22 protein-coding genes and 1 pseudogene are annotated in these 25,167 nt (G+C 59.3%); 14 read left to right on the forward strand and 9 right to left on the reverse strand.

Translation table 11 applies throughout. The features are described from left to right. The 6 genes and pseudogenes from ACTIEN_RS16415 to ACTIEN_RS16440 all read left to right on the forward strand — a co-directional run. Window positions 1-191, forward strand: a pseudogene (locus ACTIEN_RS16415) (hypothetical protein); the annotation flags it as partial. A gap of 121 nt (window positions 192-312) precedes the next feature. Further along, entirely contained in the window at window positions 313-1,122 is an 810-nt protein-coding gene (locus ACTIEN_RS16420; protein WP_439524232.1) for a creatininase family protein, read from the forward strand. Window positions 1,123-1,161: 39 nt separating this feature from the next. After that, entirely contained in the window at window positions 1,162-2,166 is a 1,005-nt protein-coding gene (locus ACTIEN_RS16425) for a TRAP transporter substrate-binding protein (RefSeq protein ID WP_439524233.1), read from the forward strand. Continuing rightward, window positions 2,163-2,726 (forward strand): TRAP transporter small permease, encoded by a 564-nt coding sequence (locus tag ACTIEN_RS16430; protein ID WP_439524234.1) that lies wholly within the window; start codon window positions 2,163-2,165, stop codon window positions 2,724-2,726. Before ACTIEN_RS16425 ends, ACTIEN_RS16430 begins: the two co-directional genes overlap by 4 nt. A gap of 2 nt (window positions 2,727-2,728) precedes the next feature. Next, window positions 2,729-4,012: a TRAP transporter large permease gene (locus ACTIEN_RS16435; RefSeq protein ID WP_439524235.1), complete on the forward strand. Its 1,284-nt coding sequence runs from the start codon at window positions 2,729-2,731 to the stop codon at window positions 4,010-4,012. A gap of 13 nt (window positions 4,013-4,025) precedes the next feature. Continuing rightward, on the forward strand, window positions 4,026-4,703 hold the full coding sequence (locus ACTIEN_RS16440) for an RraA family protein (RefSeq protein ID WP_439524236.1): 678 nt from the start codon (window positions 4,026-4,028) through the stop codon (window positions 4,701-4,703). Here the strand turns inward: ACTIEN_RS16440 and ACTIEN_RS16445 are convergent. Next, window positions 4,700-5,620 carry a LysR family transcriptional regulator gene (locus tag ACTIEN_RS16445; RefSeq protein ID WP_439524237.1) on the reverse strand — a complete coding sequence of 307 codons (921 nt, stop codon included), beginning with the start codon at window positions 5,618-5,620 and terminating at the stop codon, window positions 4,700-4,702. The two genes, ACTIEN_RS16440 and ACTIEN_RS16445, sit on opposite strands and share 4 nt — an antisense overlap. 34 nt (window positions 5,621-5,654) lie before the next feature. Here ACTIEN_RS16445 and ACTIEN_RS16450 point away from each other — a divergent pair, with 34 nt between their 5' ends. Then, a complete protein-coding gene (locus ACTIEN_RS16450; protein WP_439524238.1) occupies window positions 5,655-6,587 on the forward strand; it encodes a 2-hydroxyacid dehydrogenase in 933 nt (310 codons plus the stop codon). A 68-nt stretch (window positions 6,588-6,655) separates the two neighbouring features. On the opposite strand, the gene ggt is transcribed toward ACTIEN_RS16450, so the two are convergent. From ggt to ACTIEN_RS16475, 5 genes are all read right to left on the reverse strand, one after another. Next, window positions 6,656-8,314 (reverse strand): gamma-glutamyltransferase, encoded by a 1,659-nt coding sequence (gene ggt / locus ACTIEN_RS16455; RefSeq protein ID WP_439524239.1) that lies wholly within the window; start codon window positions 8,312-8,314, stop codon window positions 6,656-6,658. Between the two features lie 66 nt (window positions 8,315-8,380). Beyond that, window positions 8,381-9,292, reverse strand: coding sequence for a LysR family transcriptional regulator (locus ACTIEN_RS16460; protein WP_439524240.1), 912 nt, complete (start codon window positions 9,290-9,292; stop codon window positions 8,381-8,383). A 198-nt stretch (window positions 9,293-9,490) separates the two neighbouring features. Then, entirely contained in the window at window positions 9,491-10,417 is a 927-nt protein-coding gene (locus tag ACTIEN_RS16465) for a hypothetical protein (RefSeq protein WP_439524241.1), read from the reverse strand. Then, entirely contained in the window at window positions 10,417-10,854 is a 438-nt protein-coding gene (locus ACTIEN_RS16470) for a hypothetical protein (protein ID WP_439524242.1), read from the reverse strand. The genes ACTIEN_RS16465 and ACTIEN_RS16470 overlap by 1 nt, the downstream gene beginning before the upstream one ends. Continuing rightward, a complete protein-coding gene (locus tag ACTIEN_RS16475) occupies window positions 10,851-11,939 on the reverse strand; it encodes a glycosyltransferase (RefSeq protein ID WP_439524243.1) in 1,089 nt (362 codons plus the stop codon). The genes ACTIEN_RS16470 and ACTIEN_RS16475 overlap by 4 nt, the downstream gene beginning before the upstream one ends. 159 nt (window positions 11,940-12,098) lie before the next feature. On the opposite strand from ACTIEN_RS16475, the gene ACTIEN_RS16480 reads away from it, so the two are divergent. The 4 genes from ACTIEN_RS16480 to ACTIEN_RS16495 are packed head-to-tail and all read left to right on the forward strand — an operon-like array spanning window position 12,099 to window position 18,119. Then, window positions 12,099-12,512: a hypothetical protein gene (locus ACTIEN_RS16480; protein ID WP_439524244.1), complete on the forward strand. Its 414-nt coding sequence runs from the start codon at window positions 12,099-12,101 to the stop codon at window positions 12,510-12,512. 9 nt (window positions 12,513-12,521) lie between these two features. Next, window positions 12,522-15,425 (forward strand): caspase family protein, encoded by a 2,904-nt coding sequence (locus ACTIEN_RS16485; RefSeq protein WP_439524245.1) that lies wholly within the window; start codon window positions 12,522-12,524, stop codon window positions 15,423-15,425. Between the two features lie 10 nt (window positions 15,426-15,435). Further along, window positions 15,436-15,924: a pyruvate/2-oxoglutarate dehydrogenase complex gene (locus tag ACTIEN_RS16490; protein WP_439524246.1), complete on the forward strand. Its 489-nt coding sequence runs from the start codon at window positions 15,436-15,438 to the stop codon at window positions 15,922-15,924. A 2-nt stretch (window positions 15,925-15,926) separates the two neighbouring features. Continuing rightward, window positions 15,927-18,119 (forward strand): glycosyltransferase, encoded by a 2,193-nt coding sequence (locus tag ACTIEN_RS16495; protein ID WP_439524247.1) that lies wholly within the window; start codon window positions 15,927-15,929, stop codon window positions 18,117-18,119. A gap of 22 nt (window positions 18,120-18,141) precedes the next feature. Here ACTIEN_RS16495 and ACTIEN_RS16500 read toward each other — a convergent pair whose 3' ends face one another. Genes ACTIEN_RS16500 through ACTIEN_RS16510 form a run of 3 tightly spaced genes read right to left on the reverse strand, consistent with a single transcriptional unit; the run spans window position 18,142 to window position 21,199 of the window. Then, window positions 18,142-19,113 carry a 2-hydroxyacid dehydrogenase gene (locus ACTIEN_RS16500; protein ID WP_439524248.1) on the reverse strand — a complete coding sequence of 324 codons (972 nt, stop codon included), beginning with the start codon at window positions 19,111-19,113 and terminating at the stop codon, window positions 18,142-18,144. After that, window positions 19,113-20,000 (reverse strand): succinate--CoA ligase subunit alpha, encoded by an 888-nt coding sequence (gene sucD / locus ACTIEN_RS16505; protein ID WP_439524249.1) that lies wholly within the window; start codon window positions 19,998-20,000, stop codon window positions 19,113-19,115. The genes ACTIEN_RS16500 and sucD overlap by 1 nt, the downstream gene beginning before the upstream one ends. Continuing rightward, window positions 19,997-21,199: a malate--CoA ligase subunit beta gene (locus tag ACTIEN_RS16510; protein ID WP_439524250.1), complete on the reverse strand. Its 1,203-nt coding sequence runs from the start codon at window positions 21,197-21,199 to the stop codon at window positions 19,997-19,999. The genes sucD and ACTIEN_RS16510 overlap by 4 nt, the downstream gene beginning before the upstream one ends. A gap of 271 nt (window positions 21,200-21,470) precedes the next feature. On the opposite strand from ACTIEN_RS16510, the gene ACTIEN_RS16515 reads away from it, so the two are divergent. The 3 genes from ACTIEN_RS16515 to tig all read left to right on the forward strand — a co-directional run bounded on the left by ACTIEN_RS16515 (window position 21,471) and on the right by tig (window position 25,034). Continuing rightward, complete coding sequence (locus tag ACTIEN_RS16515; protein WP_439524251.1) at window positions 21,471-22,136, forward strand: LuxR C-terminal-related transcriptional regulator; 666 nt, start codon at window positions 21,471-21,473, stop codon at window positions 22,134-22,136. 80 nt (window positions 22,137-22,216) lie between these two features. Continuing rightward, window positions 22,217-23,194: an HpcH/HpaI aldolase/citrate lyase family protein gene (locus ACTIEN_RS16520; RefSeq protein WP_439524252.1), complete on the forward strand. Its 978-nt coding sequence runs from the start codon at window positions 22,217-22,219 to the stop codon at window positions 23,192-23,194. Between the two features lie 505 nt (window positions 23,195-23,699). Next, the gene (gene tig, locus ACTIEN_RS16525; RefSeq protein ID WP_439524253.1) at window positions 23,700-25,034 is read left to right on the forward strand and encodes a trigger factor; all 1,335 of its coding nucleotides are present in this window, start codon (window positions 23,700-23,702) and stop codon (window positions 25,032-25,034) included. Window positions 25,035-25,167 lie beyond the last annotated feature (133 nt).

Below are 25,167 nucleotides of genomic sequence, written 5' to 3' on the forward strand. Positions count from 1 at the left end.
ACATCTCGAGTGTTCCGGGATTGGTCGTGGCGACCGGATTTTCAGGACATGGGTTCGGCATTGGGCCAGCGGCAGGTCAGTTGGCCGTCGAGTTGGGGATAGGCGCGCGCCCGTTGGTTGATCCTGCGCCGTTTCAATTTTCGCGGTTTGATCGAAAACCGAAAACCTCATTGGCTGCGGCGCAGGCCTGACCGTGCAGGTCGGCAGTCCCAAAAAATCTCTATCGCGACACAAATGGTTTGAATTGGACAGGGTGCACGTCCGCAGCCTTCAATGGTGGCGGGATTTAATTGCAAGCACCGGAGACCAAACATGATCCACAAGATCCGCATGGCCGAGTTGACCTCGGAAGAAGCCAGGCAGCATGTGACGGAAGATGCTGTTGTTCTTCTGCCCATGGGATCACTTGAGGATCAGGGAATTCACGCCCCAATGGGCGACTATCTGGCCGCTGACCTCATGGCCCTTGAAATCGCCAAGACGGCGCGTGGCCGCGGTGTCTCCACGTTCGTCGCCCCTGTTGTGCCCTTTGGGGGCAAGGACTTTTTTGATTCAAGCCATGGCGGAATTTCGATCAGCAACGCAACGCTGGTTGCGCTGCTGGACGACATTTTCGGCTGTTTGAACCGACATGGCATCCGCAAGGTGATGATCGTCAACGGACATGGTGGAAACGTTCCGGCAATCACCGAAGTGACCCTTCGGTGGCGCCAGAAAGCAGGGCTGTTCGTTCCGTCGATGTACTTGTGGCAAGTTGCCTACGGAGAATTGCCGGATCTGATCGGCGCCGAAAAGGCCAGCGCCTCATCTGGGCACGGGGGGGATCCGCTGACCTCGGTTGGCCTGTATTTCTACCCGGACCTGTTGCGCCCCGATCTTGTCCGCCCGTCCCCGACCGGCGCGCGCATCAAAGATATGTCGATCTCGGGTTTCTCGACGATCACATACGATGGGGCGAAGATCCAAGTCCCGATCGAGGCGCTTGAAGCGACTGAAACGGGTGCCTTCGGCTGCGACCCGACCCTGTGTTCCGCAGAGACGGGCGAAACACTTGTCAAACGTCTGGCAGCGATTGGTGCCGGATTGGTCTGTGATCATGTCGCAAAAGGTTTGCATGACTAGAACTGCCAATTCCATCGAACTCAACAAGGAGGTAAATCAATGAATAATCGAAAAACTCTCTTGGCACTCGGCACAGCCATGGCTCTTGTGCTCAGCGGAACAGCCCATGCGGAAACGACATGGCGGATGGCAACAAAGATGCCAGTGGACAGTCCTGAAGGGCAGGTCTTCGAAAAATTTTCTGAACTTACCGCTGAATACACCAATGGTGAATTGACGATCGATGTGTATCCCAACGAACAGTTGGGCAAGGAAGACGCTGTCCTCGAACAGCTACAGGCGAACATCATCCAGGTTTACGCCGAAGGTTTCGGCTACATGAAGAAATGGGAACCGGCGCTGGCCTGGGTTGCCGCTGCCTTTGCCTTTGATGACTACGATCACTGGCAGCGGTTCATGACGTCCGAAACCGTCAGTGGCTGGTTCGACAATGCCGCGGAAAAAGCCGGTGTTCGGCCTCTTGGCGATCCGACACTTGTTCTGCGTGGACCGTACCGTGTGATGGTGTCCAATGTACCGATCGACTCGGCCGATGATGTCGGAGGCGTCAAGCTGCGGATGCACGAGAACAAGGTCGCCATCGAAACATGGGACCATCTTGGCGCCGAGGTGATCACCCTTCCTTGGACCGAAGTGTACCAAGGCATCTCGAAGAACATCGTCGAAGCGGTGAACTCGCCGATCGCGCTTGTTGAATCCATGCGCTTCAACGAGGTCGCACCCTACATCACCCGCCACGACGAATACTGGCAGTCCATCGGGTTCATGGTGAACGAACAGGCGCTGGCCAGTCTGGACGATGACACCCGCGCAGGGCTGATGAAGGCTTACGAAGAGGTGGGCGAGTTTTCGCAGGACGTGATGTTCAACGTCGCCGAAGAAAGCATCAAGCGGATGGAAGAGGCGGGTGCCACCTTCAGCGTGCTCGACACCGGTCCATTGGTCGAGAGGATGAAGAGCTTTTACAGCGACATGGCCGCGTCGGGCGAATTGCCCGAAGGCTTTATGGAAGCGATCGAAGCGTCGCGTGAGTCTGGTTCGTGACACCATTTGACTACACACCCGAGGGCCCGCTTCAGCGGGCCCTCGGTCGGATTGACCGCGCGAACTGGACGCTTGGCGGCGTGTTTCTCTGGCTGTCGAATGGTTGTCTGCTTGTGATGCTTCTGTTGACGGCAGCGACGATTATCCTGCGTCCGATGGGTCTGGCACCATATTGGATGTGGCCCTGGACCATGGTGTTTTTCATCTGGCTGAGCTTTTTCGGCTTCTTCGCGCTTTATGCACGGCTTGCGGATGTGCGGGTCGATTTTGTTGCCGGTCTGTTCGGGCCGGTTGGAATGATGGTCACACGCGTGTTGACCGATGCGGCCACCCTGACCGTGACCTTTGTTCTGTTGTGGCAACTGCCCAAGGTGATTTCGACATCGCTTGGCGTGTATGACGGTGCCATTCTGCCCGCTGGCTTTGAACTGCCGCGCCTGGCGCTGTCCATTCCACTTTTCCTGTCTGCGGCGCTGGTGGCGTTCACGGCTTTGCTTGATATCGCCAAGATGTTTGCCGGCTTGCCGGAAAACGTGGGCGACTCCCACCCGGAGGTCTGACCGTGGCGTGGATACTCATCGGGACTTTCATCGCGCTGATCCTGTGTCGCGTGCCCATCTCCATCGCCATCGGGATGGCGACTGTCCTGACCTTTGTCACCTCCGACTTTTCCAACGCGTTGCAGATCATCCCGCAACAGATGCTCGAAGGTGTGAACAAGGCGTCCCTGACCGCAGTGCCCTTTTTCATCATGGCGGGCAACCTGATGAACGTCACAGGTGTGACGGTGCGCATCTTTGCCTTTGCCAATGCGCTTGTGGGCCATTTCAAAGCTGGATTGGCACAGGTGAACGTGCTGTCGTCGATGATCTTTGCAGGGATTTCCGGTGCGGCTGTTGCAGACTGCGCCGGGCTTGGCGCGATCGAGATCAAGGCGATGCGCGAACGTGGGTACAAACCCGATTTTGCCGCCGCGGTCACAGTTGCCTCCTCCGTCATCGGACCGCTTATTCCGCCGTCCATCGGGCTTGTGATCTACGCCTTCCTCGCCCAGCAATCCATCGAACGGATGTTCCTGGCGGGTCTGGTGCCGGGGATTCTGGTTGGTCTGGCGCTGATGCTTTACATCCGCCTGCGCGCGGGATTCGAGGATTTTCCGACCCAACCACGGGCAACGGTTCGTGAAGTGGGTCAAACCGCCCAGCACGGATTTGCCGCCCTGATGGCCCCTGCGATCATTCTGGGGTCGATCATGTTCGGATTTGTGACCGCGACCGAAGCGGGGGTCTTGGCCTGCATCTACTGCATCGGACTTGGCATCTGGTACCGGGAACTGACCTTGGCCAAATTTTCCCAGGCCTTGTCGGATTCCGCAATGATGACCTCGGTCATCATGATCATCATCGCCTTTTCCATTGCAATGGGATGGCTTCTGGCGATTGACCAGACTCCGCAAAAACTTGCTGACTGGACCTTTTCCCTGACCGAAAACCGCAACGTCTTTCTCGGGTTGCTTCTGGTTTTCATCATTCTTGTGGGCTGTGTGGTCGAAGGTGTTCCAGCCAAGCTCATTCTGGTGCCAACCTTGCTTCCCTTGATTGACGCCTATGGCATCGACCGGGTGCATTTCGGCATCATCATTCAACTGGGCCTGCTTATCGGCATCGCAACACCGCCGATGGGGATTGGTCTTTACATCGTGTCCAAGGTCGGTGGTGTTTCGTTCGAAAAAGTCACGGTTGCGGTGCTGCCCATGCTATTGCCGCTGTTCGCGGTTCTGCTTCTGCTCACCTATGTGCCGCTCACCGTGACGTTCCTGCCCGATCTCATTCTCGGAAAACAATAGCCAAGGGGGCGATATGTCCAACCTCACATACAAGATGAACCCGATGCCCACGCCGATTGCGCAGGACAAGCTGGACCGGCTTGCCAAGCTTGAAACGGCGACCATCGGCCATTTCTACCATTTCGGTTTTGCGGCACCGGCAATCCAACCCGTTCTTCGGGGCAAGGTGGTGGCGGCAACGGTTGCGACGCTTGCCATTCCCGGCCTCGATTCAACCCTGCTGCACCATTGCCTGAGCCAGTGCGGCCCCGGATATTTCCTTGCCGTGGACCGTTTGGGCGATACGAAATACGCCTGTTGGGGTGGTGGTGTGACCCGTATGGCGGCCATGATCGGGCTTGAGGGCGGCTGCGTGGATGGTCCACACACGGACACTGCGGAAATTGTCGAACAAGACTTTGCCATGTGGTCGCGCGGGGCGTCGCCCGTCACCACCCGGCTTTACAACACCGGTGGGGGATTCAATGTGCCCATCAGCATTGGTGGCGCGGCCGTCCTGCCGGGCTATGCCGTTCTGGCGGATGAAAGCGGTGTTCTGTTCATCGCGCCCGAAGACCTTGATGCGGTTCTGGACGAGGGCGAAACCAAGACCGAACGGGGACGTGTCAACGAAGACAAGGTCTCTGGCGGGACACATCTTGGCGAATTGTCCGGAGCCTCGGCCATGGTGGCGACCAGGATTTCCGGCTAGTCGCTTGCGGTTTGAAGAAAGGAGGCGTGGGCCGAATGTTCTCTACACCAAGTCTCACACACGTCACGCGCGATTTCGAGGATAAGGCCCACATGCTTGCGCCGGGCGCGGTTGATATATGTGCACGCCACATCCAGCGGAGCGATCGTGTCGGTCACGGGGATTTGCGTCAGGTTTCCAGAGGCGATGTCGGCGTCCAGGGCGCTCAGCGACAGGGCCGACGCACCGTAGCCCTGTCGCACCATCTCGCAGATCGTGGCAAGCGAGTTGCCATAATGGCGCGGCGCCGGTTGCGATCTCATTTCGTCGACATACTCGGCCACCGGGTTAAACAACGGCGAGGTCTTGGGGTAGAGCACCAATGGCATCTCCCGAAGTCCCTCTGGCGTCATCGGCAAGTCACGCCCCGTGATAAGATCGGGGCGGGCCACCCAACCGACCGTGTAGCGCGTGGTAAAGTCCCAGCCTGCCATGCGGTCGCCACTGGCGGTAAAGGCGATGTCCAGCGTGCCGGAGTCGATGAAGCGCCGCAACTGAAGGTCGGAACCCGCATATATGTCGAGCATGATCTCGGGATGTTCGACCTCTACCCGTGCCCGCAGGATCGGCCCCCAGGTGATTGCCACCATGCCCGCGAGTCCAATCGTGAGGCGCTGTTTCCGCTTGTCCAGCAAACGGGAATTCATCGTCTCGCGCAAGTTCAAGAACTGCAACGCGAATTCAGCGACCTCTATCCCCTGATCGGTCAGTCGAAATCCGGGTGCATCGCGATCAATCAAGGACTTGCCCAGATCATTTTCCAAAGACTGGATGCGCGCCGAAACGGCAGGTTGCGTCAGGCCCAGCCGTTCTGCGGTCTGCCGGTAATTCTGGATCTGGCTCAGCCAATAGAACGCTTCTAGCTGTTTGAAATTCATCGACTGCCCCTGCCTAAATCTGAAAGGATTCCGAATGAGAGTTGCCGTTTATCTGCCCGCCGAAGACAAAACCCAGTGGTGGGTCGACATGCTGCAAGGCTTGCTGCCGGGCTGGGACGTCGTATCGCTTGATGCTGCCGCAGACCCTGAAACCGTGGATTTTGCGGTGGTCTGGCGTCCTCGGACCGGCGATCTTGCGCGGTTCCGGAACCTGCGCGCCATCGTGTCCATTGGCGCGGGGATTGATCATGTCCTGGCAGATTCCGAATTGCCGTCGGATGTTCCCATTATCCGGACAGTGGGTGCCGACCTGACCCAGCGGATGCGCGAATATGTTGCGCTGCATGTCTTGCGTCACCATCGAGATATGCCCAGGCAACTTCTTGCACAGGCTCAAAACGACTGGCATGCCATTGTCGTTCCCGTCGCGCCGAACCGGACTGTTGGCGTCATGGGGTTGGGCAATCTCGGGGCTGCTGCGGCGACCACACTTGCGCAATTGGGGTTTGCGACCCGTGGCTGGTCGAAATCCGAGAAAACCATTGACGGTGTGACGTGTTTCGCAGGGCAGGGAGGCTTTGACACGTTCCTCGACGGGTGTGACATCCTCGTCAATCTGTTGCCGTTGACGGATCAGACGCGCGGTCTCCTGAATGCGTCCCTGTTCCGGAAATTGCCCAAAGGCGCTTGTGTGATCAATTGCGCGCGCGGGCCTCATCTGGTGGAAGACGATCTTGTGGCGGCGTTGGACAGCGGGCAGATCAAACAGGCAACGCTGGACGTTTTTCATATTGAGCCGTTGCCGACGGACCACCCATTCTGGTCGCATCCTGCCGTCACCGTCACCCCGCATGTGGCATCGCAGATCGACGCAGCAACCGGCGGGCGGCTCATTGCGAACAACCTGATGACCTTCGCGAAGACCGGAACCTGTGATGACGTCGCGGATGCCGAGCGGGGATACTGAAGGCTTGCCCCGCCGACACGCGATTGCGGTCCCGGTTGCGGCCGTGTGTGATTCTGCGTCAGTCACCATCAGATATGGAACGACACACCGGCCTCGGCAAGGCCGCCACCAAGGGCCGACACCGTGCCATCGGCGCGCCAACAGGCGGCGCCGGTCATTTCGCCGTCACCCGAAAAGGCAATCGCATTCATCCCTCCACCGATGTGGCGCACGATCTCGACATGATGCCCTTTCGCACGCAACGCATCGGCATGGTGTTCATAACAGGGCTCCAATTCGACATGGGCGCCTTCTGTCCACAGACGCGGCGCTTCGACCGCCTGCTGAAGACTCATGCCGTGGTCGATGATGTTCACGATGGCTTGCAGGGCGGACGGAAAGATCCGCAAAGCGCCGGGCAGCCCAACCGCGAAGTGCGGTTTGCCTTGCCGCAGAACAATCATCGGAGCCATTGAGGTCGGCACGCGTTTGCCCGGAACGATGGACATGGCTTTGCCGGGGTGGGGGTCGAAATTGTACATGTAGTTGTTCGGAATGATTCCGGTCCCCGGCACCATGATGCGCGCGCCGAAAAGGCCGTTGATCGTATGAGTTGCGGACACGATATTGCCCGCCTTGTCGGCAATTGTGACATGGGTCGTGTTGTTGCTTTCCACCACCGGAGGGACGTGTTGCAACTGCGCGGTGTCACGAATCCTGTCGCGGCATGCACGGCCATAGTCCTTTGAAATCAGATGCTCGACCGGGATATCGACGAAATCCGGATCACCAGAGGCGGCGCGCCGATCCTCGAACCCGATCCGAATGACTTCGGCCAAAAGATGCAGCGTTTCGGGATTGTCGAACCCCATCGCGCGAAGGTCATATCCTTCGAGGATGTTCAGCATCTGCGCCACATGCACACCGGACGAGGCCGGGGGCGGCGGACCCGCGATTTCGAAACCCCGGTAGGCGCACAGGATCGCATCGCGCTCGCGCACCCTGTAGGTCCGCAAATCCTCGATCGAGACATGGCCTTCGTCCCCCAGCCGGTCGATCAGGGCTTGTCCCAATGCGCCCCCATGAAGGGCGGCCGGTCCATCGCGCGCGATCATCCGCAGGCTTTCCGCGAAATCGCCTTGCACAAGCATATGGCCCGGCGCGGCAGGCGATCCGTCCGGCAGGAAGAGTTTTGCAATAACCGGGTCCAGTGCCAGATCCTCGGCATGCCGGTGGATCGTGCCGTTCAGGTATTGTGTCACCTTGAAGCCGCCTGCGGCCAGCCGGATTGCTGGCGAAATGACATCGGACAGCGGCAGGCTGCCGTGTTGGCTGTGCATGTCGCACCATCCGGCAAGGTTGCCCGGCACTGCCACAGCCGCCGGGCCGACAAGGTTCTTGCGCCCCTCGGTTTCCATGTACTCAGGCAGGTTGTCAGACAACGGGCGAAACATGTCAGGGGTTGCCGATGCACCCGCATGGGACAGACAGTCAAAAACCTTGTGTCGCCCATCTGCCAGACGAAGATGCGACACGCCGCCGCCCGCAATCCCGACCATCATCGGTTCGACCACGGTCAACGCCAACAAAGCGGCCACCGCTGCATCGACCGCATTTCCACCCGCCGCCAACATTTCATGGCCCGCCGCCGAGCCCAAAGGATGGTTCGTGACAACCATTCCTCCGGATGCTCGGGCAGGTGCCTTGCTGCAAACAAAGGGCAACGGGTGCGTCGGTGCGTCTTGCATGGGGTGGCTCCTGTCAGTGTCGGTCTTCAGGCCTTTGCGCGCCTCCCGGTTCAGAGGCGCAAAACTCTAGACGGATGTGGTCTCGTTCAACGCGGGAACCCGCGTTTCAAGCAATTCTACAAAGGCGCGCGCGGCTTCGCTCAATGGGCGTCGTGAGGGTTCGAGAAGGTAAAGCGTCCGAAACAGGTTCAGGCCCGACACCGGAACGAAACGGATCACTGGGTCCCGAAACAACATGACCGCATTTTTGGGAAGCAAGGCAATACCCAACCCAGCGCGCACCATGCACAGCTGGGCAATCGTGGAATGCGCCCTGAGTCGCGGGGTCAGGAAATCCTTCGGAATACGTTTGCATCCGGCCAACAGGTTCTGCGTGCCGGTGTCGGGATCAAGTCCGATCAGCATATCAGCACTCAACTGGTTCAGGTTGACGGCATCACCTTGCGCGAATGCGTGATCAGCAGGGCAGGCGATGCCCACTTCGTCGCGCAGAATTTCCCTCTGGATCAGGTCGGCCGAATGGAGCGACCGCCCCGCCACGGCAAGGTCGATCTGTCCGTCCGCGACCAGTCCTGCCAGTCGTTCTGCGATGTCATCGTGCAGCGTGAGGCCAAGGCCCGGATTGGCCTTCAGAAAGTCTGCAAGGATCGGGGCCAGAAGTTCGGAAATCGCAGAGGGTGAGGCACCAAGGACCAAGGTGCCTTGTTCAAGGCCGGTGCTCTGCCGCAATCGACTGACAGCGCGCGACATTCCTTCAAGCAAGAACGCTGTATCCTGAAGGAAATCCCGTCCCAAAGGCGTCATCGTCGGCGGACGGGTGCGCCTGTCGAAAAGTGGCGCACCGATATCAGCTTCAAGCTGCCGGATGAGTTCGGACAATGCTGAAGGCACAACCCCCAGATGTTCGGCTGCACCACTGAATGATCCTGCGGCATCCACTGCATGAAGCGCGCGGAGATGGCGGAAGTTTATATTCACATTTTCTGATGCAAAATTCATATCTTTCGAATTTTATGACACTAGGTGCGGCATAACAAGAATTTCTTTGCAATTTTTCGGTGAGGGAGGGTCGTCTCGTGGCCCCCGCGTGAAAGCGGGGCTGCATGACTCATTCGGCAGATAGGTCCGACTTGCGACACCGTCTGGACACAGTGTTGAACGGCGCGTCACCCCGATCTACACAACCTCCATCGGACCATATGCCCGTTTCCCGCGAAACACGGATTTCACGAACAAGGACGCATCTGCATCCAGATCCGCGATGTGAAGCTCCAATTCATCATTCAATTGGGTTCCAAGTGTCCTGATCCGGTCCGCGCGGGTGCGCTCATCCGACCATGTCGGAAAAATCTCGGTTTCCCAAAAGGATTGGAACCACGCGTAGTCGGCAACCAGTGCGGGATCAAAGCCATCCAGAGCGGTCATCACGCAGCCAAGCCGTGCGCCAAAAAGTGCCCAATCCCCGTTCTCGATGTCTGCGCCAACCGAACACCACACCCGCAGGCGTTCATAATTGGCCTTGCCGATATGTTTCGGAAGTGCCTCGGCCTTCGGGATATTGGGAAACGCCTGGTAGGCAAGACTGCCACCGGCAAGGTTGAACTTCACACCTTCGCGAAATCCCCCCCGGAACGCCTGCGCCGGTGTGGTTGTCATGTGAACTTCGGAAAGGACGCGATTGACCTGGAAGTAGGGAACGGTCCAGCAGAAATCGACCGCGGCTTCGGTCCGGCCTGCGTTTTCATGGCTGCGCAACGCCAACAGCGCCGTGCGTGGCCAGATCTTTACGCCGCCATTGCCATACTCAAGCCCATTCAACACGTTCCGGGCGCTGAAGGAAAACACCGACCCAAGATCGCGGGCCGACACCTCGAAGCCGCCGTTCATGAAACCCGGATCAATCACCAGATTGTCGGCGTCGATCGTGATGACATGACGGCTGGTCGCCGTTTCCCCAGCCTGTCGGTGCGCGGCATCGAAACCGACAACACCGTGAACCCGCTTGACCCGTGGCAGGGCGTCCTGCAACTGTTCAAAATTGTTGTCGGCGTTCGGTTCATCGAAACTCATGAACACCACATCGCAGTCTGAAAGTTCGATCATCATTGCCAGCCCTCGGCCCGGCCCGAGAGATGTACAATCGCCGCCGGTCGCCATTTCTCGGTCAAGAGCAGTCGCCGACGCGCGAGGTAGCCGAGCCAGTTTCCGGAACGGAACAATTGCGCATTGGCGGCAGCGTTGGGCAAGACGTCGTAGGCCAGACCGGATTGCCGAAGGTCTCCGAACTCCGTCAGGTCCACGACAATCACCGGCACCATGCCGCGTTCCAAGGCCGTCTTGCGCGCCAAGGGCAAAAGCGGTTCGATGTCGGGCCACTCAAGGCCGGTCACATCGACAAGCATCACCTCCAGCGGGTGATCCGATGCCTTGAGGCCGTCAAGCACGGGACTGTCGGTGTTGAAGGGCCATGTCAGGTCCGCGCGCCAGTCTCGCACATCTGCCACCACCGGGTCCGTCGCCGTCTTCCACCAGGGTTTCATCGAACCGCGCTCCACAACTGGCCGTGCGGCGGTGTTGCGTATAATCCGGTGACCACGTCGCCCCACGCGGCCGAGACCAGTGTGATGTCTCGTGCCTGCGATGCCTTGGCCGCCGCCGCACCCCGTGCGCGCCAGACTTCGGGTCCGTCCCCAAGCGCTGCATCCAGCGCCTGCTTAAGCGCATCGGGCGGTGTCGGGTCATAAAGAACGCCGGTTTTTCCAGACGAGACCGCGTCGAACAATCCCGCGCTGTGGGGACCAAGCACACCGCGCCCAAGCGTGGCAGCAAGGATGGCGGAACCCGATGTCAGGGACTGGGCATAGGGCAGCGCGACAAAATCCGCGGCTGCATGGAAACGGGCAACATCGTCGGCATCCAGAAATTCGTTCCGAAGGATGATGCGTGGATCATCGGACGTTTCGACAGTGACGCTTGGCGTGAATTGACCGGCGATGATCAAGACATCCCGAGCACCCGCAACATCGACAAAGGCCTGCACCAGAGAGTCCGGTTTCTTGTACGACGCGATGCGACCAGGAAGAAGGACGACCATATCGGCATCTTGCAGCCCCAGGTCCTGACGCATCCCGTCGCGCCGATAGACCGGGTAGGATTGCGCGTAATTCGCGTGTGGCACGACGCGGATTTTATCGACCGGAAGGGTCCAGTGCGCCCGCGCCTCGGCCACCGCTTGCAGTGAATGCAGGTGGATGACATCGGCAAGGTCGCGCAGTCCGGCAATCAGGTCGGCCACTTGATCTTGCGGATAGGCTTCATGCGGTTCGATATTGTGCAGGCTCCATAGCACCTTCCCACCACAATCGCGAAACTCTGAAAGGTCATTCAGAAAACCCTCCACCGTCAGGGCAGGGTCGTTCAGGACATGATGTTCCCAGTGCAGATGAAACAGATGTGGCACATCCGCGTCCAGCCGCTGTGCCTCGAGGGCTGTCGAGATGGTTCCGGGATTGCAATCCACGAATGGCGTCCAGCCGTCGTAAAGCTGCGTTTGATACGGATTCTTGGCCCGGAAATCAGGGTAATAGGTGCAGCGGATGGGGCGTGCCAAAGGTGCTTTGAACATGAGATCAATGTATAAGGTGCGCGACAGGTCAGGCCCAACAGCGTTGTGTTGCCGATGCAGCCGCAGAACTGTCGCAAACCTTGACGTGTCGCATTTATTTCGGTCTAGTATTGAGCATTCGTCTCGACCCTGTCGAACATTTTTTTGAGGTTTTTTACGATGCCGAAGTGGATTCTCGGTAGAACGCTCACGTTGATCGGTATTCTTGGCGCACCGTTTTCGGCGGCCCAGGCCCAATCGCTTGAGACCGGTTCATTCGCCACCGAAAGTGAGGCGCGCGACTATCTTCGCAGATTTCCGACTGGCCCACGGGCAAATGCCGCATTTCTGGCATTGTCCGAGTTTCGACTGACCGAAGATAACCCCGGCCTGACCCGTGACCAGATCATTTCGGGCTTTGGATATCAGGGTGCCCCTCGGACCACACAGGTCCGTCAGAGTGCATCCGCCAACAACAAGACGCCGGGCGCACCCAGCACGAGCACGCCGGGCACACCCAGCGACAACGCGCCGGACAATCCGAACACCAATGCGCCAGGCACGTCCAATCCGCCCGATCCCGACCCCTACTAGGTCAACGCTGTGATCCATCCGGTCTTCAACCATGCGATGCCGTTTGGGGTCGTAGTGATGCTGGCGTTTGCGGCTGGCCCGGCTTTTGCACAGCCGAACGCCGGGTTCGCGCCCCGCGTCGCCATGGTTGTCGGAAATTCGAATTACCAAAGCGTGGACCCATTGCCGAACCCGGCAAACGATGCCCGCATCATTGCCGAGAAACTCTGGGAATCCGGTTTCGAGGTGATCGAGACCATAGACGCCGACCGCGAAGAAATGCTTGCCGATCTCGCGACGTTCCGCAGTCGGCTGCACGAAGGCAGCGAAGCGCTTTTTTTCTATGCCGGGCATGGCGTTCAGATAAACGGGAAGAACTATCTGATACCGATTTCCGCCGCGCCCTTGTCGGTCGATGATCTGATCGCGCAATCTGTCGATGCGCAGCTTTTCGTCGATCTGATGTCGAATTCGGGCGCCAAGCTCAATCTGGTTCTGCTTGATGCGTGTCGCAACAACCCGTTTGCCGAGATTACCGAAGCTGACGCGAAAAGTCTTGAGACGCGCGCGATCTCGATTGGTGCGTCCGAGGACGAGGTTGCCCGCGGTTTGAAGGAACTTGCCGGGTCCAGCACTGGCGGGTTGGCAGAGATGACATCGGGCAAGACCGAAACCATCATCAGCTTTGCAACCGCACCGGGCGCGGTGGCGTATGATGGCACCGGCAAACACAGCCCGTACACGCAGGCGATTGCTGACAATATTGATGAGTCCGGATTGGAAGTGACCGATCTTTTTCGCCGGGTGCGCGGCGATGTGCGCGAGGCGACGGACGGCAATCAGATCGCCTGGACGACAAGTACGCTTGAAAGCCGCTTCTACTTCAAACCCGAAGGCGACGATCTTGTCCGGACCACAACCGGCATGGGGGTCAGGTCCGACACCCTTGGCGATTTACCCCCGCAACGCATCGTTGACAGAACCATCTGGCGATCCATTCGCGATAGCGGGCGCATCGACGCCTACAAGGCATATTTGCGCATTCTGCCGGATGGCGCATTTACAGAGGATGCCGCGCAGGAAATCCGCAACCTTGGTGGCACGCTGGATGACGTGAACCCGATTGATCCCTTGCTTCAGGACATCCGGTCAGGCGCAACCGCCAGAGTAGGGGCCACGGATCGCGAAGAATTCGTCTCGGAACTGGATCGCGGCGATGTTGCGGTGGCGATTGGAACCGGGTTGGTGTGGACCCCCGCCGAGGTCAACGAGGCCGGTTGGTTCTACGTCGAAGAGGCACCGCGTCTTGGTCAGGTCAATGTCGGTGAGGGGGAACCGCTCACACGGAATATCGTGCGCTGGATTCCGGAAGCCAGGACGCTGTCATATACACCGAAGATCGGTTCGAACGGCGGGATTGACCAATTTGTCGGCGCCGCCCTGCGCGACAACGGAGAGATGCTTGAAACCCGCGTGGCCATCGAAACCTATGTAGACGCCTGCGATATTCTTGCCGGCAACCCCTATGACAGCCAGAGGGTCACGGCGGGCACCCGGCAGTTCATCATCGACCGCAATTTCGATGCCGCCATTGCCGTCTGTGAAATCGCGGTCGACACCAATCCCGACGTGGTGCGCTTTTGGGCACAACTGGCACGCGCCTATCGCTCTGCCGGGCGATACGATCAGGCGCTGTTTTACCAGCAAAAGGCGGTGGATGCGGGCTATGCATCTGCGATGGTCTATCTGGGTCAGATGTACTTGGACGCGCAGGCGGTTCCGCAAGACTATGCGCGGGCAAAAGCGCTTTTCGAGGCGGCCGCCGAGCGTGGTGAAACCGCGGCCTTCACCGCCTTGGCCTGGATTTATCGGGCAGGTGTCGGCGTTGAGCAGGATTTCGCGAGGGCGATGGAGTATTACCGCGAAGGCGCCGCGCGCGGGAATGACTGGGCCATGACCAATATCGCCGAGTTCTACCAAGAGGGCATTGGCGTTGATCAGGACATCACCGAAGCCATCCGCTGGTACATCACTGCCGCCAAGAGCGGAGAGTTGACCGCGCAGACCCGGTTGGCCCGCATCTATCAGACCGGTGACGGCGTGGAGCCGGATTACGAACAGGCGCGCTTTTGGTTCGAAACGGCAGCAGGGCGCGGTGTTCCCAACGCAGTCACGCGACTTGGGATCATGTACGAAGAAGGGCAGGGGCAGGCCAACGGGATCGAGGCCGCCGCCCGCTTGTACCGGCGCGCGGCTCAAGATGGCGATGCCGAAGCCTATTTCCGTCTTGGCCGTCTCTACGCCTCGAAACACCCGCTTTTTGATGATCCGGCGCGTGCCGTGGGGCTGCTGGAACGGGCGCTTTCGGAAAACGTCTATGGCGCAGAGCGTGAACTCGCCCGCCTTTACGAAGACGGACGCGGTGTTCCCAAAGACCTGGCGCGCGCCCGCGATCTTTATGCGGTGGCCGCCGATGGCAATCCCTGGGCGGCGCGGGATGCAGGCCGGGCGTGGGCGTCTTCTGACGGTGTGGTGCCCGATTTCGAACAAGCCGTGCGCTGGTATCGCCGTGCTGCCGAAGGCGGTGTGCCATGGGCTGCCCTGGACCTTGCCAAGCTGACCGAAGCGGGGCGCGGCGTCGAACAGGACCGGATCGCGGCCCTGATCTGGTACGCGACCGCACAGGGTCTCAGCGATGATCCGAATCTTGCGCGCCTCGTGACCGAGGCCGTCGCGTCCTATGCGCCGGACGACTACAATTTCGCGGCGCAAAGACTGCTGGTCGGGATGGGGGAAGACATCGGTGAACCAGACGGTCAGATCGGACCGCAAACACGAACCGCCCTTGACTCCGTATTTGCGTCACGCGGAAAATCGCCACCCGGTGACGTCATCACACTTGAGGTTCTGGCCGACCTTTCGACCTTCAACTAGGAGAACCGCTATGCCCCTGATGCATATCCGACCTATGACAATCCTCGCCGGTCTGCTTGCTTTGGCCGGATGTGCCGAAGGTGTTGGCCCAACGACGATACGATATCAACCGGTTGAAATCGGCACAGAGGTTGCGCGACTGCAGTCTCTGGGGTTCCGCAGAACCGCGTCCACCGACAGCGGCACACAGGTGCTGAGCTATGCTGGTCCAGTCACCCGCGCCGTTCAGTGCCGCGAAGGAAGCGGTGCCTATCAAACCATTTCGCCCCGTCGCACCACAGCCACCGGTCAGCGCGCGGACATCACGCTTGACGCCTACCTCCAACTGACCCCCGGAGACGACGGGATTCTGAACTCCGGGGAACGCTCTGGGGTCTACGCGGTCAGCATCGTGTATCGTTCACCTGATGGACGTCAGACCGTCGGCGTTGACCGGATTGTCTTTCCGCCCACCGGCACCGCCAGGACAAAATCCGGACTGACCTGCCGCGCGTCCTGAATGTGACCAGGCTCCGCCTTGATCTTTGCGTCCTCGCCGACATCCGGGTCGGCGACAACGCAGCCCCCTGCCACGCCGCTGCTTTGAACGCACTGGCGCATGCGGGCTATCGAATTGGTGTCATTCCCGTGGCCTCAAAGGCCATTGCGGCCGATCCGTTTTCGATAGACCCGTCATATGGTCAGCTTTTCGCAGAAGAGCGGATCACCCGGATAAGCTCTGATGCCGACATCGACTGCGCGCTGGCGCTGGTCTTTGACAGCCGGGTTGTCTCGGCACGTCTGGATACCCCCTTTCGGATCGACGCCACCCATCGCGTGGTCACGGTGGAACGTCCCCGTTCCCTGGCCAATGCCGCGCGTGTCGATCTGGAAAGACTGGTGTTCACGGCAGAGATGGCGCTGGGCGGTCCGGTTCTCTGGGCGCCCAATTCCATCATCGCACGAGACGCGCTGGAAAGCAGCGTGCCGCATTGGCCGCTGACCGACGATGACTGGTCTCCTGTTGCGCCAAACCGGAATGCACCCGAACGATCCGCGACGGAAACCGCCCGTCCAGTGGTTGGCATGGCCCGCATGTCGCAGACGCGCTCCGCCGGATTGAATGACGCCCTGTCCAGGTCAGAGCACCTTTTCGCATCACCCATTGTCAGCTGGAAGATACGCGGCGGGCGTGATGTGAAACGTCCGGACTGGCCACAAGGCGGCCCGGTGCAAATCTGGCCAGAGGACAGGCTGTCGCTGTCCGATTTTCTTGCCCGGATCGACATTCTGGCAAATCCGGACGTGGCCGAGGATGACCCGTGTCCGGTCGAAACGCTTATGGCGTTGCGGGCGGGCGTTGTTCCATATTTGCCGCCCGAATACCGCCCGACATTCGGCGGCATGGCGCTTTATGGCGATACAGAAACACTTCCCCGCGTCGCCATTGATTTCCACGGGGATCGCGGATTCCTGAGCGATCTTCAGGCCACCGCAGAATTTGCGCTGCAAAATCAGTTCTCCGAAGCGACCTTTGTGCAAACGGTGCGTGATCTTGTCGGCGCACCGCGCAACGATGCATTTGCCCCGTCAATCCACGCCCAAAGGGAAACGCGGGTGCTGTTCTACTCGTCCAACGGGGTCGGGATGGGACATCTGACGCGGCAGTTGGCTGTCGCCAGACGATTGCCCAACCGGATCAAACCGGTCTTTGTCAGCCATTCCCAGGCGGTCGATGTTGTGCGCGATTACGGGTTCCCCTGTGAACACATTCCCTATCATACCGCCTACGGAGAAGCGCGCGCGCATTGGAACGCCGCCCTGACCGAGACCCTGTCGATGATGTTCGGCTTTTACGAGCCTTCTGCGGTTGTCTATGACGGGAACATGCCCTTCATCGGACTGATGTCCGCGCTCGACCGGGCACCGGAACTTGCCCGTGTCTGGATCAGACGCGGATTGTGGGGGATAGACCGCGATATCGACGCTCTTGAGCGCGGTAAGGCGTTTGATCTTGTTCTCGAACCCAGCGAAGTTGCGCCGGAACTTGACGATGGACCAACGACGCGGTTTCGGGAAAACGTCCTGACCGTTCCACCCGTCAGAATTCTGGACTCCGCAGAACTGCTTGACCGGGCATCGGCCTGCGCGACCCTAGGGCTTGATCCGTCAGAGGTGAATGTTCTGATCGCACCGGGATCGGGCAACAATTTCGATACGGGGAGCGTGGCAGAAAAGGCGCTGACCCAACTGAAGGGTCGGCATGGTGTCGGGATGGCCGTGGCCGAATGGAGAATTGCCCACACCAAGCATGACGTGCCCGCCAATGTCGTCAGACTGACGCAATACCCGTTTTCACAGTTTCACAATGCGTTCGATTTCGCGATTGCCGCAGCCGGCTACAACACCTTTGCCGAACATATCGCCACGGCGCTGCCGACAATCTGGGTGCCGAACGAAAACGCCCAGCAGGACCGCCAGATCCTGCGCGCGTCATTTGCACGGAATATGGGTCTGGGAACCCAGCTTAGAACCACCGAAAGCTATCATCTGGCGACGCAGATCAGCATGATGCTCGATCCGCGTTCTAGAAACGCCATGCGCAACCGGGGTCAGGCCTTTGCCAGACGCGCCACGGCGTCCAATGGCGCTGCCAAAGCGGCCCGCGCAATCGAAGACATCTGCCAGACATGCCATTCGCGGCCGTTTGCCTGATCCTGTTATCGGAAAACCGGCGTCAGGCCACAAGGTCACGCGGGGCGCCGCCTTGGAAGAAATCGTTGAGGTTGTCGAGCACGCGGAACCCCATGGCCTCGCGCGCTTCTCGGGTGGCGCTGCCCATATGCGGCAACATCACGAGGTTGTCGCATTGCGCAAGCATCGGATGGATGCGCGGCTCGGCTTCGAACACGTCCAACGCTGCACCTCCGATCGTGTCGAACATCAAGGCCTGCGCCAGTGCGGTTTCATTCACGATTTCGCCACGGGCCGTATTGATGAGAAACGCATCTTCCTTCATCAGATCCAATCGCGCCGAGGTGATCATGTTGCGGTTTTCCGCACCGCCCGGACAATGCAGCGACACGAAATCGCACTGTGGCAGCATCACCTCGAGCGTATCACACTGCCGGGCATTGAATTGCGCCAGGAATGCGGGATCCACGGGGGACCGGCTGACCACGAGGATGTCCATGCCAAAGCCATGATGCGCGCGCTGCGCCATCTTTTGTCCGATGCGGCCAAACCCCACGATGCCAAGGGTCTTGCCCGACACCTTTGTGCCAACAAGGTGTGTCGGTCGCCAGCCTGACCACGCACCGGCGCGCAATTCGCGTTCCCCATCCCCGGTCCGACGCGCCACCATCAGCATCAGGGTCATCGCAAGGTCTGCCGTGCATTCCGAAAGCACGTCAGGCGTGTTGGTGATGGCGATACCGTGTCGGGCCGCTGCGCCGACGTCGATATGGGAATACCCGACGCCGTAATTCGCCAGGATCTTGGTTCGCGCCTTGGGCACATCCAGAACCTCTGCGCTGATCCTGTCGGTGACGGTCGGCAGGACGGCGTCGTATTTGGCGATGGCCTCGCGAAAGTCGGTCGCCGTCAGAGGACGGTCGCTCTGGTTGAGAACGACATCATAGGTCTCGGCCAGCTTTTGTTCGACTACACCCGGCCAGCGGCGGGTCAAAAGGACACTTGGCCTGACCATCACGCAGCCTCCATAACGGTTGCGATTGTCGCCCCGATCACGGCGGGGTTTTCGGCAACGGTCACGCCGGCCGCCGACAGGATCTCGACCTTTTCCGATGCGCTTTCACCAAAGGCAGAAATGATCGCGCCCGCATGGCCCATCGTGCGACCTTTCGGGGCGGTCAGACCGGCAACATAGGCCACAACCGGCTTGGTGATGCTGGTGCGGATATAGTCCGCCGCCTCGGCTTCCTGCGGGCCACCGATTTCTCCGATCATGGCGATGACGTGGGTGTCGTCGTCGTGTTCGAACCGTTCGAGAATATCCCGGAAGGACGAGCCGTTGATCGGATCCCCGCCAATGCCGACCGAGGTGGAAACCCCGATTCCGCGTTCCTTGAGCTGGGCTGCCGCCTCATAGCCAAGCGTGCCCGAGCGCCCGACAATGCCGACATGTCCCTGCAGGTAGATATGTCCGGGCATGATCCCCAGCATCGCCTTGCCCGGACTGATCGTTCCCGCGCAATTGGGCCCCGTGAGGATCATCCGGCGGTCCTTGGGGTATCTGTACATGTAGCGTTTCACGCGGATCATGTCCTGCGCGGGAATGCCGTCGGTGATGCAGACGCAATACTGGATACCGGCATCGGCGGCTTCCATGATGCCGTCCGCAGCAAACGGGGGCGGGACAAAGACCAGCGATGCTTCGGCACCGGTTTGCGCAACGGCCTCTTCGACCGTGTTGAACACTGGCACACCCTCGACGGTTTCGCCTCCCTTGCCGGGAACAACACCGCCGACAACCTTGGTGCCGTATTGCAGCATGTCCCGCGTATGGAACCGGGCCATCTTGCCGGTGATCCCCTGAACAAGAACCTTTGTGTCACGGTCAATCAGGATGCTCATGATGCAACCTCCAGTCTTGTTGTCCCCTGCGCGAGGTCGTTCTTCCAGGCCATGACGGCGCGTTCCGCCGCTTCGTTGAGCGTGGCCGCGCGGATGATCGGCAGCCCCGACTGAGCCAGGATCTTTTGTCCCGCCTCCACATTGGTCCCGGCCAGACGCACGATCACCGGCACCTCGACACCAACGTCCTTCATTGCCTGAACCACCCCTTCGGCCACCCAGTCGCACCGGTTGATACCGGCAAAGATGTTGACCAGGATCGCCTGCACATTCCGGTCCGACAGCACCAGATTGAACGCCTTGGCCACCCTCTCGGGCGTCGCGCCGCCGCCGATATCAAGAAAGTTCGCAGGCTCACCGCCAGCCAGCTTGATCGTATCCATGGTCGCCATGGCAAGTCCTGCGCCGTTCACGATGCAGCCGATATTTCCGTCCAGACCCACATAGTTCAGCCCACGATCCGCCGCCTGGCTTTCGCGGGGATCTTCCTGGGACTTGTCGCGCAACTCGTTGATCTGCGGATGCCGGAACAGTGCGTTGTCGTCAAAAGTCATCTTGGCATCCAGCGCGACGACACGATTGTCCGTCGTGATGACCAGCGGATTGATTTCGACCATGGTCGCGTCAAGCTCGGTGAAGGCGCGATAACAACCTTGCAGCGTGCGCACCATATGCTGGATCAAGCCGGCCTCGATCCCCAACTTGAAGGCAATCTGCCGACACTGGAATTCACGCAAGCCGACGGCTGGCTCGACAGTTGCACGCACGATGCTGTCGGGTCTCTGGGCCGAGATGTCCTCGATCTCCATCCCGCCCTCGGCGCTTGCCACAATCATCACCCGTTGAGACGTGCGGTCCAGGACGAAACCCAGATAAATCTCCCGATCTATCGGAACGGCGGCTTCGACATAGACGCGGTAGATTCCCTTGCCTTCAGGGCCGGTCTGATGCGTGATCATCTTTTGACCGAACATGCCTTCGGTCGCGTTCTGAATGTCAACGTCACTGTTGCAGACCTTGACGCCGCCAGCCTTGCCGCGACCGCCCGCGTGGATCTGGGCCTTGACGACCCACCGTTCGCCGCCCAATTCGCGGGCGCGGTATGTCGCCTGCTCTGGACTGTAGGCAAGACCTCCGTCCGGGACCGTGACCCCGAAATTCGCCAACAGTTCCTTGGCCTGATATTCATGGATGTCCATCTACGCTCCTCCCAAAGCACCTATGGTTCGTCGGCGGCTCTCGCGTCCTGTCGCATTCTGCGGTGTTGCGCCTTCGTCCAAAATCCGGTCACAAACGACGACTGTGATGCGGATGGACATTGGTAAACCGCTGGTGAAACTGCACAACGTCCCAAACTCCTGCTTTTGGGTATCTATCTGGGTGGGTAATTCCCTACCCATACAGGTAAAAGTACCATAGTATACCAAAATGGGCCCCATTCTTATGGGTAGGTAGTTGAGAATAAATGTTATGAATCAATATCTTAACCAAATCGACGCTCCGATAGCCATTATGCTGGCAGACAGCAACCCATTGGTTCTGTCCGCTCTTTCCGAACTTTTTGACCGCGACCCGCGATTCTCTCTCGTTGCCACATCCGCCACGGCCGAGGGGTTTCTGGGCACGGTCATGCGTGTTCCCGTGCAGGTCGGTGTGATCAACTGGAACCTGCCCGTGCTTGGAGGTGCAAAACTGATCGAGGTACTGCGCGAACAGGCGACAGCCCCCCGTATCGTCGTTTACGCCGAAGACACCGGCGACCTGCCGCGCCGCGCGATGACAGCCGGGGCCGCGGCGTTTTCGCCGCGATCCACCCCTGCCGAAAGGCTTCTGGAAACCTGCGTCGAAGTGGCGGACGGAAAAATGGTCTTCCCATTTCTCGACGTGCGCGAATTGCAGTCCGACCCGATCCACCAATTGTCCCGCAAGGAGCGGATCATCCTGGAGGCGCTGTCGAAAGGATTGACCAATCGCGAGCTTGCCAAAGAGTTGGACATCTCGACCAATACGGTCAAATTTCACCTCTCCAATCTGTATGAAAAACTCTCGGTCAAGAACCGCGCACAGGCGATTGCGTTTTACTACTCGTCCCGGCTTGCGCTGGAGTCGAAACAGACGCCCGGTATACCCAGATAGACCCAAAGAGTTCTTGACATAATCATTCTTCCGAAACCCTTCTGACGCAATAAAGTTACCGTCAGGAAAGGTCCAAGAAGATGTCATTCCATCCCGTAGAACAGGCGCCGGGTCGTCTGAACCGCTCTGAACTGGCTGTCCCCGGAAGCCAGCCGCAAATGTTTGAAAAGGCAGCAGAATCAGACGTTGATGTCATATTTCTGGACCTTGAGGATGCAGTCGCGCCGGACGAAAAGGCACAGGCCCGCAAGAACATCATCAAGGCGTTGAACGAGATAGACTGGGGCACCAAATCCATGTCCATTCGAATCAACGGACTGGACACCCACTACATGTATCGGGACGTTGTCGACGTGGTGGAACAGGCTGGCGAACGTCTTGACCTGATCATGATCCCCAAGGTCGGAACCGCCGCCGATGTCTATGCGGTGGACATGATGGTGACCCAGATCGAGGATGCAAAAGGCTACCGCAAACGCATCGGTTTTGAACATATCATCGAGACCGCATTGGGCATGCAGAACATCACCGAAATCGCAGGCGCGTCCAAACGCAATGAAAGCCTTCATTTCGGCGTCGCAGACTATGCTGCTTCAACCCGCGCCCGGACCACGATCATCGGCGGCGTGAACGAGGATTACGCGGTCCTGACCGACCCGGATGCGGATGGCAACCGCGAGACCCATTGGGGCGACATGTGGCACTATGCGCTTGCGCGGATGGTGGTCGCAGCGCGCGCCAACGGCCTGCGTCCGATTGACGGACCATTCGGGGATTTTCAGGATGCCGATGGTTACCGCGCGGCGGCCTATCGGGCGGCTGTGTTGGGATGTGAAGGCAAGTGGGCGATTCATCCCAGCCAGATTGCCCTCGCCAACGAGGTCATGAGCCCCTCAGAGGCAGAAATCACCAAGGCGAAACGCATCCTCGAAGCCATGGCCCAGGCCGAGGCTGAGGGGAAAGGGGCCGTGTCGCTTGACGGGCGTTTGATCGACTACGCCTCCATCCGCCAGGCCGAGGTTCTTGTGCAAAAAGCCAAACAGATCGCTGACGGCTGATCGCGCTAAGCTCTCTGAGGCGGCTGGATGACCCATCCGCCTTCGGGAACGTGCTGATGAACTCTGCCCATCCAACGCGATCAAACCGATCCGCCGCCACGATCTTCATTCCAAGGGGCAAGATGGCGGACGGGTACGTCGCAACATGCGGTCCTGATAATGTCTTTTGGTCCAATAGGATGCCGAAATCACGACACCGCAGTGTTCAAAACGTATAGTGGTCAATTCAATCCGTTCAGAGTGGACGTTAGTCTGCGTTCTGACACGACCTTTTGCGCAAAGAGTCGCGTCTGTGCATGTGATCCGATGTCCGGATTTCAAAGACCCATCGCGCAAGTTGGGTTTGCCAGGGCGGGGTATCCCCATTCCGCTGCGCGACGGCACCGCGAAACTGAACGGGCCCGAGTCGAATCCGCCTTGCACACAAGGTGTCTGCTGCATAGAAGGTGCCGAATTCAAAAGGTACGGGGTGCAGGCGCGCCCCGTTGATGCTTAGGGGAATGACATGCAGGTCACCGAAACGCTCAACGACGGGCTCAAGCGCGGCTACTCGATCACCGTCTCGGCGGACGAACTGGACGCGAAGGTCAATGAAAAGCTGAAAGAGGCACAGCCGGAAATCGAAATGAAGGGTTTCCGCAAAGGCAAGGTGCCGATGCCGCTTTTGAAAAAGCAGTTCGGTCAGCGCCTTCTGGGCGAAGCCATGCAGGAAACCATCGACGGCGCGATGTCCAAGCATTTCGAGGACAGTGGCGACCGTCCGGCACTCCAGCCCGAGGTCAAGATGGCCAACGAAGACTGGAAAGAGGGCGACGACGTCAAGGTCGACATGTCCTACGAAAAGCTGCCCGAGATGCCCGAGGTCGATCTGTCCTCGGTGACGCTGGAAAAGCTGGTGGTCAAGGCCGGTGACGCGGAAGTCGACGAAGCGCTGGCAAACCTTGCCGAAACCGCGCAGGACTTCAAGGACCGCAAGAAGGGCTCCAAGGCCAAGGACGGCGATCAGGTTGTCATCGACTTCCTTGGCAAGGTCGATGGCGAAGCCTTTGAAGGCGGCGCTGCCGAAGATTACCCGCTGGTTCTTGGCTCCGGGTCGTTCATCCCGGGCTTTGAAGAGCAACTGGTCGGTGTAAAGGCCGGTGAGGAAAAGAACGTCGAGGTCAACTTCCCCGAGGAGTACGGCGCAGAGAACCTCGCGGGCAAGGCGGCGGTGTTCGAATGCACCATCAAGGCCGTGAAAGAACCTGTGGCCGCCGAGATCAATGACGAGCTTGCCACCAAGTTCGGCGCCGAAGATCTGGCCGCGCTCAAGACCCAGATCGCCGAGCGTCTGGAAGCCGAGTATGCCGGTGCCGCACGCCAGGTGATGAAGCGGGCCCTGCTGGATCAGCTGGACGAGAAAATCTCTGTCGATCTGCCGCCGTCGCTGGTCGACGCAGAAGCCAAGCAGATCGCACACCAACTGTGGCACGAAGAAAACCCGGATGTCGAAGGTCACGACCACCCCGAAGTCGAACCGACAGACGAGCACATCAAACTGGCCGAACGTCGCGTGAAACTGGGTCTGCTCCTGGCGGAACTGGGTCAGAAGGCCGAGGTCGAAGTGACCGACGCCGAGATGACGCAGGTCATCATGAACCAGGCGCGTCAGTACCCGGGCCAGGAACGTGCGTTCTTTGATTTCGTCCGTCAGAACCAGCAGATGCAGCAACAGCTGCGCGCGCCGATCTTCGAAGACAAGGTTGTCGATCACGTCGCCGAGCAGGCAACCGTGACCGAGAAAGAAATCTCGAAAGACGATCTGGAAAAAGCCGTCGAGGCGCTGGACGACGACGCGTAAGACTATCTGATTTCAGATGGTTCAAAGGCCGCCGGTTCCGGCGGCCTTTTTTTGTTGAGGATCGGATCGGCCAAGCCGATCCGACAGGTTGGGGGCTCTGCCCCCGTCGCCCAAGGGCGACTCCCCCGAGGTA

Origin of the sequence: Marivita sp. (assembly GCF_051859345.1) — a bacterium.
Lineage (GTDB): Bacteria > Pseudomonadota > Alphaproteobacteria > Rhodobacterales > Rhodobacteraceae > Marivita.